This is a genomic window from Novispirillum itersonii (assembly GCF_014205675.1).
Classification (GTDB): Bacteria; Pseudomonadota; Alphaproteobacteria; order Rhodospirillales; family Rhodospirillaceae; genus Novispirillum; species Novispirillum itersonii_A.
The window spans coordinates 116,927-129,102 of the sequence record NZ_JACIIX010000004.1; the positions used below are offsets into that span (position 1 = coordinate 116,927).

The 12,176-nt window shown below is 63.1% G+C and carries 12 protein-coding genes; 6 read left to right on the forward strand and 6 right to left on the reverse strand.

Annotated elements, in window-relative coordinates; translation table 11 throughout:
* Positions 1-67 precede the first annotated feature (67 nt).
* Genes nagZ through FHS48_RS07220 form a run of 4 tightly spaced genes read right to left on the reverse strand, consistent with a single transcriptional unit; the run spans position 68 to position 6,016 of the window.
* Positions 68-1,111 (reverse strand): beta-N-acetylhexosaminidase, encoded by a 1,044-nt coding sequence (gene nagZ / locus FHS48_RS07205; protein ID WP_184262831.1) that lies wholly within the window; start codon positions 1,109-1,111, stop codon positions 68-70.
* Complete coding sequence (locus tag FHS48_RS07210) at positions 1,098-3,026, reverse strand: SPOR domain-containing protein (protein ID WP_184262833.1); 1,929 nt, start codon at positions 3,024-3,026, stop codon at positions 1,098-1,100. Before FHS48_RS07210 ends, nagZ begins: the two co-directional genes overlap by 14 nt.
* A gap of 3 nt (positions 3,027-3,029) precedes the next feature.
* Complete coding sequence (argS, locus tag FHS48_RS07215; RefSeq protein ID WP_184262835.1) at positions 3,030-4,802, reverse strand: arginine--tRNA ligase; 1,773 nt, start codon at positions 4,800-4,802, stop codon at positions 3,030-3,032.
* Positions 4,799-6,016 (reverse strand): deoxyguanosinetriphosphate triphosphohydrolase, encoded by a 1,218-nt coding sequence (locus tag FHS48_RS07220; protein ID WP_221443410.1) that lies wholly within the window; start codon positions 6,014-6,016, stop codon positions 4,799-4,801. The genes argS and FHS48_RS07220 overlap by 4 nt, the downstream gene beginning before the upstream one ends.
* Positions 6,017-6,140: 124 nt before the next feature.
* Here FHS48_RS07220 and erpA point away from each other — a divergent pair, with 124 nt between their 5' ends.
* From erpA to FHS48_RS07235, 3 genes are all read left to right on the forward strand, one after another.
* Positions 6,141-6,488, forward strand: coding sequence for an iron-sulfur cluster insertion protein ErpA (erpA, locus tag FHS48_RS07225; RefSeq protein WP_184262837.1), 348 nt, complete (start codon positions 6,141-6,143; stop codon positions 6,486-6,488).
* Between the two features lie 23 nt (positions 6,489-6,511).
* The gene (xth, locus tag FHS48_RS07230) at positions 6,512-7,291 is read left to right on the forward strand and encodes an exodeoxyribonuclease III (RefSeq protein ID WP_184262839.1); all 780 of its coding nucleotides are present in this window, start codon (positions 6,512-6,514) and stop codon (positions 7,289-7,291) included.
* 123 nt (positions 7,292-7,414) lie between these two features.
* Positions 7,415-8,509, forward strand: a complete 1,095-nt coding sequence (locus FHS48_RS07235; RefSeq protein ID WP_184262840.1) for a DUF2336 domain-containing protein — start codon at positions 7,415-7,417, stop codon at positions 8,507-8,509.
* A 7-nt stretch (positions 8,510-8,516) separates the two neighbouring features.
* On the opposite strand, the gene FHS48_RS07240 is transcribed toward FHS48_RS07235, so the two are convergent.
* Positions 8,517-8,909, reverse strand: coding sequence for a DUF4170 domain-containing protein (locus FHS48_RS07240; RefSeq protein WP_184262841.1), 393 nt, complete (start codon positions 8,907-8,909; stop codon positions 8,517-8,519).
* A gap of 176 nt (positions 8,910-9,085) precedes the next feature.
* On the opposite strand from FHS48_RS07240, the gene mazG reads away from it, so the two are divergent.
* The 3 genes from mazG to FHS48_RS07255 all read left to right on the forward strand — a co-directional run bounded on the left by mazG (position 9,086) and on the right by FHS48_RS07255 (position 10,989).
* A complete protein-coding gene (gene mazG, locus FHS48_RS07245) occupies positions 9,086-9,943 on the forward strand; it encodes a nucleoside triphosphate pyrophosphohydrolase (RefSeq protein ID WP_184262842.1) in 858 nt (285 codons plus the stop codon).
* Positions 9,933-10,616, forward strand: a complete 684-nt coding sequence (locus FHS48_RS07250) for a hypothetical protein (protein ID WP_184262843.1) — start codon at positions 9,933-9,935, stop codon at positions 10,614-10,616. Before mazG ends, FHS48_RS07250 begins: the two co-directional genes overlap by 11 nt.
* 184 nt (positions 10,617-10,800) lie before the next feature.
* Positions 10,801-10,989, forward strand: coding sequence for a hypothetical protein (locus FHS48_RS07255; RefSeq protein ID WP_184262844.1), 189 nt, complete (start codon positions 10,801-10,803; stop codon positions 10,987-10,989).
* A gap of 93 nt (positions 10,990-11,082) precedes the next feature.
* Here the strand turns inward: FHS48_RS07255 and FHS48_RS07260 are convergent, their stop codons facing one another.
* Positions 11,083-12,156, reverse strand: a complete 1,074-nt coding sequence (locus FHS48_RS07260; protein ID WP_184262845.1) for a hypothetical protein — start codon at positions 12,154-12,156, stop codon at positions 11,083-11,085.
* Positions 12,157-12,176 lie beyond the last annotated feature (20 nt).

Consider the following 12,176-nt stretch of genomic DNA (forward strand, 5'->3'; position numbering starts at 1 on the left):
CTCAATATAACGCCCCTCCGGCAGGGTGCCAGAGGGGCGCTTCTCGTTGCGGCACAAAAGAAAGGGGTCAGGCGGCCGCCAGCGGCAGTCCCAGCCCCCGGGCGATCTCGCGCCGGGCCTCTTCCACATCAAAATCCGGGGCTGCCGCAGGCAACAGCGCCCGGGCCGCCAGCCACTGCGACCAGCAACCTGCGGTCATCGCCCGCATCCCTTCGGCGACAGCGGTCATTTCCGCCATATCGCCGTTGCAGTGCAGAACCAGATCACAGCCCGCATCCAGTGCGATCCGTGCCCGGCTGGTAAAGTCCCCTTTCAGGGCCTTCATCGACAGGTCGTCCGTCATCAGAATGCCGGTAAAGCCCAGCTCCCCCCGGATAATGTCGCGGATCACCGTTGCCGACTGCGTTGCCGGGATATCCCCGTCGATACTGGGGAAGACGATATGGGCCGTCATGCCGAAGACCGCATCCTTCAGATCGCGGAACGGCAGGAAATCTGACCCGCGCAGCTCGGGCAGAGGGGTATCAACAACCGGAAGGGTATGGTGGGAATCCACATGGCTGCGGCCATGGCCCGGCAGATGCTTGATCACCGGCAGGATCTGCCCTTCCAGACAGGCGTCATAGGCCACCCGGCCCAACGCCGCAACGCAGGCCGGGTCCGTGGAAAAGGCACGGTTGCCGATGACGTCATGGGCCCCTTCGACCGGAACATCCAACACCGGCGTGCAGTTGACCGAAATGCCAACGGCCCGCAGATCCGCATCCAGCAGCAACGTGTTCAGGCGCAGCAGCCGGGCGGCCTCCGCCGGATCCCGCCGCCAGAGGTCCCCGAAGGGCCGCATGGACGGATACTCCGCCCAGACCGGCGGGCGCATCCGCCGGACCCGCCCACCTTCCTGATCAATCAGTACCGGGGCATCAGCCCGCCCGACACTGTCCCGCAGGTCATCCGTCAGGCGGCGCAGCTGATCTTTATCCTCAACGTTACGGGCGAAGAGAATGAATCCAAACGGATCTGCATCCCGGAAAAACCGCTTCTCTTCCACACTCAGGCGGGGCCCGGCGCAGCCATAGACCACAGCCTGCGGCAGATGGTTACTTCCCGACAAAGAGGCACCCCACTTTCTGCTTGGCCAATTCAGTACACAGAACCCGGGCGGACTCCTCCGTCGGCAGGCCGGTGGCCCGCAGGCGGTAGAACACCCCCTTTTCGCCCAGATCCGCCTTTTCAATGCCCATGGAATACGGGCCGAGCAGATCCGGATACTTCGTCTTCAGGCTGTCCCACTGCTTCCGCACCGAGACTTCATCCCGCAAGGCCGCCAGCTGGACCGAGAACGAACCGGTCGCCGCCGTCCGTGCGGGCGGAGGTGTCACCGGAGCCGCAGCCTGCGGCGCAACGCCGACAGTTGCGGTGGCTGTGCCGGATGGCCCGGTAACCGGCGGCCCCAAAACCGCCGGGCCACGCGGCACTTCTGCCACCGCAGGCTGCGGCGACGAGAAGGACGGCGGCGGCGTGGTGGGAACCGGAGCAGGAGGAGACGCCACCATCGGCGGGGCCGCGACCTGCCCGACCGACACTGCGCCGCCCGGAGCCGGAGGTGCAGAAGCCGCCGGGGCCGGAGCCGCAGACGGGGCCGGTGCAGCGGCTGTTTCCATCGCATGGGGACCAGCCGGAATCACCGCCTGTGCGGGGCGTTGCGGTTCGCTGACCTCCGGGGCGCGCGGCACCGTCGGCTCCGGCAGCAGTTTTTCGATCCCGGGCTGCTGGGCCTCATCCGGACTGATCCGCTCATAGACCATCTTGTCCTGATTGGCGACCTGCATTCCCCCCGGGTCCGCCGGACGGACCTTATAGGGCGACGGATCCGCCATAATGGTCGGCGCGCCCAACTGCCCGTCAGCTCCGGCCCGGCTGTGCATCAGGAACCACCCGGCACCCCCGGCGGCCAGAACCCCGGCGGCCACCGCCATCCACAGCATCAGCTTGCTGCGCTGCTGCGGAGTTCCCGGAAGATCGGTGATCGGGAATGGCGACGCCATGCGCGGCTTGCGCGGGTCAATGTTTTTCAGACGCAGGCCACTCAGAGGGCCACTGCGTTCCTCTGCGGCAGGGGCCGCCGACGGCTCCCGCCGGGGCGGCGGACGGCGCGGTGGCCCCTCACCACCCACCGGTGGCTCATTGAAGGACGGGTCCCGAAGCTGAGGGGCCATTGGCGGCTCAGACACCCCCTGAGAGGCACCGCGACGCGGGCCAGCAGGGAAAAAGGCATCCTCATCCTCGACGGCATAGCGGTCCGGCTCAGGCGCGGGGCGTGCTGCCGGGGTAACCGGTCGGCCTCCCCAGGCGCTGTCGTCCGGTTCTTCGTATCCGCTGTCGTAACGGACTTCGCCATAGGGATCCTGCGGAAGCTGGGCCCGGAATGGCGGTTCCGCAGGCACGGCGCGACGCGGCTCCTGCGGCACCATGACCGGCTCCCGGCGCATATCAGCAGACGGATCAAGGGCCGGGCGGGACGAAAACGGCGTTGCCGCCGGTTCATCCCATTCCGGATCATGCCATCCCGTTGCCGCGGGGTCCGTGCTCAGCGGGGCCGGATGGAACGGATCGCGGGGATCGACAGCAGAAACCGGCCCCACACTATAGGCGGCGGTGGCCGGGGCACGCTGTGGCCGGTTCGGCTGTATCTGCGGCTGCGGCTGGGGCGCCATCTGCTGCGGGCTGCGGCCGAACGGGTCCGGATAGTCCTCAGCCGGACTGAAGGCCGCATTCCGCGAAGCCGGGGGCACCGCATAAGGATCGTGCCCGGCAGGCGTCTGCGCCACGGACGGATCCGGATACGCAGGCGTCTGCGGCGGATAAGCGTCCCCGTCCCAGCCCTGCGGGTCATTCCGGCCGGGGAACAGATCGAACAGGTCAGGCTCCTGCCGCGCCGGACGGGCGGGACGCCCGAAGGCAGCTTCCCGTCCCGCTCCCTGCTGCGGGGTCGGACGTGTCAGACGCGGCTCCCGGGGCTCGCGCATAGTTTACATCTCCTCAACCGGAACCACACCCAGAACCTCCAGACCGGAGGCAATCACCGTCGCCACCCCTTCCAGGAGGGCCAGACGGGCCAGCGACAGCGCGGCATTCTCTGCGATCAGGAAGCGGAGATCGGCATTCTCCCGGCCCTTGTTCCACAGGGCGTGGAACGCGGCGGCGACTTCCCCGAGGGCAAAGGCAATCCGGTGCGGCTCGTGCACTTCCGCCGCCGCCTCAACCAGACGCGGCCAGCAGGCGATCAGCTTCACCAGCGCCTGTTCGTCACTGTCGGTCAGCAGCGCAAGATCAGCCCCGGCCAGAGCCTGAGGAGACAGATCGGTGTCCGGCATCGCCGCCACAAAATGGCGCTTCACCGACTGAATGCGGGCATAGGCATACTGGACGTAGAAAACCGGGTTATCTTTGCTCTGTTCCGTGACCTTGGCGTAATCAAATTCCAGCGCCATGTCATTTTTACGGCTGAGCATGATGAAGCGCACGACATCCTTGCCGACACGCTCCACCACCTCGCGCAGGGTGACAAACGTCCCGGCGCGCTTGGACATTTTCACCGGCTCGCCGTTATCCATCAGCTTCACCAGCTGGCACAGCTTGACGTCCAGCTCCGCCTGATGGTCAGACAGGGCCCGCACCGCCGCCTGCATGCGCTTGACGTAGCCGCCGTGGTCAGCCCCCAGAACGTCAATCATCTGGGTGAAGCCCCGCCGGTACTTGTCGGCGTGATAGGCGATATCGGAGGCGAAATAGGTCCAGCTGCCATCGCTTTTCATCAGCGGGCGGTCAACGTCGTCGCCGAAGTCGGTCGCCTTGAACAGGGTCTGCGGGCGCGGTTCCCAGTCTTCCGGGGTCTTACCTTTCGGCGGCTCCAGCACGCCGACATACAGCAGGCCTTTGCCGTCAAGCAGCTCCTTGGCCCGCACCACTTCGCCCGACTTGACCATTCCCAGCTCGGACGTGAAGACGTCATGCTGAACACCAAGAAGATCAAGGTCTTCGCGGATCATCTTCATCATTTCGGCGATGCCGAATTCCCGCAGGGCCGGGATCCACTCTTCCTCGGTGGCAGTGACCCAGCGGTCGCCGTCACGGTCCTTCAGGATCTGTGCGGTTTCTACCAGATATTCGCCGCCATACTGAATTTCCTTGGCAGCCAGCTGGCGGTCAAATTCGTCCTGGGTGATCGCGCCGCAGGCGACCAGATAGCGCGCCCGCAGGGCCCGGGCCAGCACATCCACCTGCGCCCCGGCATCGTTGATGTAATATTCCTTGGTCACATCAAACCCGGCCTTGGCCAGCAGATTGGCCAGCGCGTCGCCGATGCAGGCCCCACGGGCATGGCCGACATGCATCGGCCCCGTCGGGTTGGCGGAAACGTATTCAACGTTGACCTTTACCCCCTGACCGACGGTGGAATTGCCAAAGGCCGTCCCGGATCGCAGGGCATGCCGCAGGACATCCGCCCACAGGCCAAAGGCAACCCGCAGGTTGATGAAGCCCGGCCCGGCGATATCCACCGCCGTCACCCCGTCCACCGCCTTCAGTCCGGCAGCGATATGGTCGGCCAGATCGCGCGGCTTCATCCCCGCAGCCTTTGCCAGCACCATCGCCGCGTTGGTCGAAATGTCGCCATGGCTGGGGTCGCGCGGCGGCTCCACCGTGACGGCGGCGGTCTTCAACCCGGCAGGCAGGGTGCCCGCAGAGACAAGACCGTCGATGACGGCGAGAACGTGGGAATGAAAGAGAGTGAAGAGATTCATGGCTTTACCGAAGGGTCAAAGAGGCGGCGATGCTCATCAAGAGCGAAACGGTCAGTCATTCCGGCTATATAATCCGCCACCCGGCGGGCGGTGCGCGGGTGGTTAACCCCCTCGCAGCCCCGCTGCCAGTCCGGCGGCAACAACCTTGGTTCTTGCAGGAAAAGAGTAAATAAATCGCGCACAACGCGGCGGGCTTTGCTGGTCATCCGGTTGACGCGGTAATGGCGGTACATGTTGGGGAACAGGAAGCCTTTGAAAGCTCTGTCATTTTCCACCATTTCCGCCGAAAACGAAACGATCGGCCGATGATTGCGCCGCACGTCCTCCACCGTCTGCGGACGGTCTTCCTCCAGACGGCGGCGGGTTTCGGCCAGAAGATCATACACCATGGCGGTGATCAGGCGGCGCACTGTCTCATACACCAGCCGGGTCCGTTCCAGATCCGGATGCTTCTGCCGCAGATCTTTCAGGATCGGGCCGACCAGCGGCACGTCATACAGCGCGGCCTCTTCAAACAGCCCGGCCCGCAACCCGTCGTCGATATCATGGGCGTTATAGGCGATGTCATCGGCCAGTGCCGCCACCTGTGCCTCCGGACCGGCAAAGGTGTCCAGCTCCAGATCATGCAGGGTGGCGTATTCGGTGATCGCCAGCGGCAGGGGCTTCAGATCCTTGCCCCGCTCCGCCGCCATGGCCTGCGCCAGCGGTCCGGTCAGGGGGCCATTGTGCTTGACCACCCCTTCCAGGGTTTCCCACGTCAGGTTCAGGCCGTCAAAGCCGACATAGCGGCGTTCCAGCTTGGTCAGGATCCGCAGGGACTGGGCATTATGGTCAAACCCCTGATACTCCGCATCCATACAGGCCTTCAGGGCATCCTCCCCGGCATGGCCGAAGGGGGTATGGCCAAGGTCATGGGCCAGCGCCAGCGCCTCGGCCAGATCCTCGTTCAGAAACAGGGACCGCGCCACGGAACGGGCAATCTGCGCCACCTCCAGACTGTGGGTCAGGCGGGTGCGGTAGTTTTCCCCTTCATGGTAGACGAAAACCTGCGTTTTATACTGGAGGCGCCGGAAAGCCCCGCAATGGATAATGCGGTCGCGGTCACGCTGGTAAGCGTCGCGTTCAGCGGTTCCGTCTTCCGCGTACAGGCGGCCGCGGGTCTGGCGCGGATCTGACGCGTAAGAGGCCAGCGGCGGGGGCGTCTGGGTCATCATGTGCGCACACTACCCCCAAGCCCACCGCGGAGGCAACCCTGCCCATGCAGCCCGGCCTTGCCAGTCTGCGGAAAGGGCCCTAAGTTTGGAATAAATCCACTGTCTTCTGATCGGGTATTCCATCATGGCTCAGGCCCTGTCCCCCCAAGATCTTGACCTGTCTGAATCGGCCGCCCGGCGGATCGGCCAGCTGATCACGCAGGAAAACAACGCTGCCCTGATGTTACGGGTCGAGGTTTCCGGCGGCGGATGCTCCGGCTTCAAGTACGGGTTTGATCTGGACGCAAAAACCCGCGACGATGATCTGGTGCTGGAACGCCACGGCGTAAAGGTGGTCATTGATGAAGGATCCCTTGACCTGCTGCGGGGCTCGGTGATTGATTTCAGCGAGGACCTGATGGCGGCGGCCTTTGTCATCCGCAACCCCAATGCCACCTCGACCTGCGGTTGCGGCACGTCCTTCGCCGTCTGATTTCTCTCCGTCCGGACATTTTTATGATCACCATCGCCACCTGGAACGTCAATTCGGTCAAGGCCCGCCTCGATAACGTGCTGGACTGGATCGGATCCGCCGCGCCGGATGTTCTGCTGTTGCAGGAACTGAAGTGCATGGATGAGGCGTTCCCTTTCAGCGCGCTGGAGGCGGCGGGCTATGACTGCCACGTCCACGGGCAGAAGGCCTATAACGGGGTGGCTCTGCTCTCGAAGCTGCCGGTCAGTGATGTGATGCGTGGCCTGCCCGGCGATGACACCGATGTGCAGGCCCGCTATATCGAGGCCACCATCGCCGGAGCGGTGCGGATCGCCAGCCTCTACCTGCCGAACGGAAATCCGGTCGATACCGAAAAGTACCCCTACAAACTGTCGTGGATGGAACGGCTGTATGACCGTGCGCAGGCCCTGCTCGGCTGCGGTCTGCCGGTGGTTCTGGGGGGCGATTACAATATCTGCCCGACGGATGAGGACGTCTACGACCCCACCGGCTGGGCCAATGACGCGCTGTGCCGCCCGGAAAGCCGGGCCCGGTTCCGCGCCCTGCTCCACCTTGGCTATACCGAAGCCTTCCGGGCGGTGAACAAAGAACCCAACCGCTATTCGTTCTGGGATTATCAGGCCGGAGCATGGCCGAAAGATAACGGCCTGCGGATTGACCATTTCCTGTTGTCCCCCGCCGCCGCCGATTCCCTGGAAAGCTGCGAGATTGACCGGGGGCCGCGCGGGAAGGAAAAAGCATCCGACCACACGCCGGTTGTGTGCCGTCTGCGGCTGGACTGACCCTGAGATACGTCTCCCCCGACACAGAATGTGACCGAAATCACTGAAGCAGCGGCTGTCCGGGGTATACTCGGACATTCCCTGTTCTTAGTACCGGCCCCCATGGTGCCGGTGGAGGTCGCAATGCATTCCTCCCCCTGGGATGTCCTGACAGCCTTTGCTGCCGCCGATCGGGCCGTATGGCCGGAGATCGACCGCGGTCAGGTGGCTGAAGCTGTTTTCTCGCTGTGTGCAGACGGTGACACGCCGCTGACACCGTCGGAAAATGCCATCGCCTTTGAAATCCTTGAAAGGCTTTACCCGCAGATTGAGCGGACGGTCCGGCGGGTGCTCGCCGACCGGCTGGCAGACCGCGATACGGTCCCCGCATCGCTGGTTGCGCTTCTGGCACGGGACAGCATCGACATCGCCAGACCGGTTCTGGTCCGCAGCCCGCTGCTGGATGACACAGCGCTGATTGCCATTGTGATGGAACGCGGCGTAGACCACCGCCTTGCGATCAGTGAACGGAAAAGCCTGTCAAGCCCGGTGACCGACGTTCTTCTGGTTTTGGGCGATGATACCGTCGCAATGCTGATTGCCTCAAACCCGCAGGCCGCGATTTCCTCCAACGGAATGTTGCGCCTGACCGAACGCGCAGCCCATGCGCCTGACCTGCACTGGCCTCTGGCCCGACGGGCGGAACTGACCCCGGTTCTGGCGTCCCGGCTGTCTCTGTGTGCCGGATCTGCCGTCCGGGCTTTTCTGGCCGATCTGTTTGGGCCGACTCTGCCCTCCGGCGTCGAGCAGGACCTGTTTGCCGCAGCGGAGGATGCTTCGGGCATTTTCGCTACTAGGCGGACGCCCGGAACAGCGGCAAGTCCCGATGTTCCGATGAATTCGCTGCTGGATGCTTTCCTGAAAGCCCTGCGGGATGGGCAGTCCGAGCGGGCTGATGCCCTGATGGCGCAGGTAACACGCCTGCCGGCCTCCGCCGTGGCGCAGGTCCTCTACACGCCTGCGGGCCGGGCGCTTGCCGTCATCTGCCGGTCCGGCGGCGCATCCCGCACGGTCTTCGCCGAACTGTACGCCCGCCTGAACGGAATAGCCCCTTATGGCACCAGCCAGAGGTCTGATGGCCTTCTGGCCGCGCTGCGGGTGTTCGACCGTATCACATCTGCCGAAGCCGACCGCATCCTGGATGGATGGCGGGCCGACCCCGGCAGTGTGTGGGAATAACCGGTAATCAGCCGCGCGGATCGTTGCGGCTGATGTCGTAGCGGTGCAGGCAGGAGTCGATGGTCTGGCTGGTGATACCGCGCCAGAAGTCCAGCGCCTGCTGGCGGGCGAACGGACCATAAACTTCCAGCTTCTTACCGGCGGCGATTTCATGGAAATCGCTGTCGGCATATTCGCCGCCCACCACGTAATACTGGCTGTCTTCCAGATCCTCGTCCGCCTTCACGACATAGCGCACCATGGCGTTGTCAACCGTGCGGCCGGTGATGTCGCGCCAGAAAGCGCGTGCCTCATCGGCGGTATACGGACCGTACTTCTCAAGGGTCTTGCCCGTGGCAATCCGGGTAAACGCGGAATCGGCGTATTCACCGCCAATGACGTAGAACTTTTTCTCACTCATACCGGTCATCCCTTGGCCGATGGAAGACATGCACAAACCCGCGTTCTTATACGTCCTCCGCGCCCGGAAGAAAACCCTTCCCGCATCATGCCGATCCCCCTCTATCGCAGATGCGGCAACCTCTGCTATCACAGTGCCATACCGTGCATTTCCTTTCCACACAGAGGACCCTGCCCATGTCCCGCTCCCCGCTGCCGATCCCGACCCATTCCGATCCGGTGCAGCGTCTGCTCGCCATCATGGAAAGCCTGCGCAACCCTGACGGCGGCTGCCCGTGGGATCTGGAGCAGAGCTTCGCCACCATTGCCCCCCACACCATCGAGGAAGCTTACGAGGTGGCGGAAGCAATCGAGCGGAGCGACATGGAATCCCTGAAGGATGAGCTTGGAGACCTGCTGCTTCAGGTGGTCTTCCATGGGCAGATTGCCAAAGATGCCGGGGCCTTCAGCTTCACCGATATCGCGGAACGCTGCGCGGACAAGCTGATCCGCCGCCATCCTCATGTTTTCGGGGACAGTGTTGTGGCTGACGCCGAGGACCAGACCCGGGCGTGGGAGGATATCAAGGCGGCCGAACGGGCGGCGAAGGCCAAGAGCCCCGATCACAGCGTGCTGGATGACCTGACATCCACCCTGCCCGCCATGACCCGGGCCCTGAAACTGCAAAACCGTGTTGCCCGGGTCGGGTTTGACTGGACGGATGCAGCGGATATCCTTGGTAAAATTGAGGAAGAGCTGGAAGAAGTCCGGGTCGAATTCAGCGCTGCGGAGCAAAATCCATCGCGGATCCGCGATGAAATCGGTGATCTGCTGTTCACCGTGGTCAATCTGGCCCGCAAGGCCGGAATTGAACCGGAAGGGGCCCTTCGCAGTACCAATATCAAGTTTGAACGGCGCTTCCGCCGGGTTGAGGCCCTGCTGAAAGACCGGGGCCGGACCCCCGAACAGTCAACTCTGCCGGAAATGGATGCCCTGTGGACCATTGCCAAGGAGGAAGACCATGCCAAGGAGGAAGACCATGCCAATGGCCTTTAAGAGGATCACCGGCTGGATCAGTCTGCGCTACCGGTCCCTGCGGGCAGTTCTGGTTTTGCTTTTTCTGGCACCGCTGGCCGCCAGCTGTTACATGCCGGACGACTTCCTGACTGAAATCAGAATTGCAAAAAATGGCGATTATGCGCTGATCTTCAAGGGAAAAATGGTCTGGGTCCCCTTATACAAAGACATCGTGACGGGAGCCCTGAAAGACGTCTCGGAAATCCGGGACAAGGAAGCCGCCATCCTGCGGGACCTTCAGCGGGACGAGGGGTTCAAGCAGGTCCGCCCCATCGGGCGGGGCACCTTTGATGTGTATTATGAACGTCTGGGCCGCTTCACCGGAACGTCTCAGGTCAGCTTCCCCCGCCGGGGCATGGAAATCCTGCGGATGGAAGTCCGCAAAAATGGTGTCCTCTACGTGGTGGCTGCGACCGGTGCCAAACCTGGGGCCCGGGAAGAGCTTCAGGCGCTGGGCCTGACCCCGAACGGCAAGGTCCGGGTCATGACCGACGCCACCGTCATCAAAACCAACGCTGAGAACAAATCAACCGGCATCCCCGGTTATCCCGGCTGGGTTGTTTATGACTGGTCTGTCAACGGACCGAACCAACCCGCCCCGATCGTCCACATTCAGATGTTTCCCCCACCACCTGCGCAGGGTGCGAAATAAGGCAGGGTCTTAGGCATTCTGTCGGTAGGCCTGCAATTGATGGCTCTATCCTTCAGGATAAGAAAACAACATTTGTATTGGCTTTCCTCCTCCCTATAATCGACATCACCGAATCGGCCCGCCAGGGGAATGGTTTTGTTGCGGAAGAATACGGATTTTTCGTCTGTGCGCCGCATCACACCGGATGATGGTGCCGACCGGGTTAATGGCAACAAATTTGACCATTGAGGCGCCCGTGATTGAATTTTTGGTGTTCGCCTTGCTTCTGACCGTGCCGTTCGACCTGTTGCGGAAACGGTTTCTTCGCCGTCAGAGGCGCCTTGATGAAGCGTTTAACCGGGCCCGCTTTCTTGGTATTGGCCGTGCCCGCTGACACTGCTTCCTGACGGATAAAACTGCCCGGGGCCGCATCCTCAGAAGATGCGGCCCCGGTCGTTTTTGGCGCATGCCTCCTCACCTTTCCGGCTCAGGCCAGAAAGCGCTGCATCAGCAGGGCTGCACAGTCCTCCGCCCCGGAAGTCCTCAGGCCAGAGGGGCCGGGATATCCGGCGAGGCGGGTGGAAATAGGTTTGCTGGCAGCCAATCCAACAAGCGGCCCGGCTTCAGAGAAACTCTCTTCCGGCACATCTTCCGCCGGCAGCCCCAGCCCCTGATACCAACGGATCAAGCCAGTGGTCTCCGGCCAATCAGGCCTTGAGCGGCTGATCAGATGAGCCCAGGCAAGAGCCGCCTCGACATAGGTTCCGTAGCCCGGCTTGGTCACCACAGCAGACGCAGAGGCGATCAGATCGCTGATGCGCAGACCCGTGCGGGAGGCATCCTGCTGCGTCAGCAGCCTCCATCCAGAAGGGCAGAGCCAGCGCTGATACGGAACATCTTCCTGCATGCCGCCCAGACTGGCAAACACCACCCGCTCCCCATCCCGAACGATCCCGCGCCGCAGCAATTCGGTCCGCCGGTCAAAGCCACCAAGGCCAACCGGCCCCACCGTCAAGGCTTCAGGGCCGGAAACGGTTGGCTTGACGTGCGGCGTCGTTAACAGGAATGCGGATGCGGCCTGATAGCCAGCGGCCATCTCGCTCAGAACATCAACAGCTCCGGGGGCGTATGCCTGTATAATATCGTGCCACAGGAACGGGCCGGCCGTAACCGCAGGAACGGAAAGAGAAGATGCCGCCGCAACCGCCATATATGACGCCGAGGACACCACGAGAGAGGGCTTGAGACGTCCAAGCAGAGAGCGCCATTCCAACAGGGCTTCACTGCCCTGCGCATGGACTGTGCGATAGCGGTCGAGTGTCTCAGGCAGCCTGATGCGGGTGGTGGATGACATCATCATGCCGAAATCTGTCGGGCACTGATGCGGCACCACCTCATAAGCACCAGAGAAGCGCTCCCGCAGCACAGCTTCCGGGACTGTGGTCACCAATGTCTGGCGAACGGCCGGATACCGTACCGCGACAGACGCCATGACGGCGGTCAGAATGGCCGCATGGCCAAAACCATGAGGTGTCGCTGTATAAACAATGCGCCGGGTCACAGCTCTGTCAGCGCTTCAAG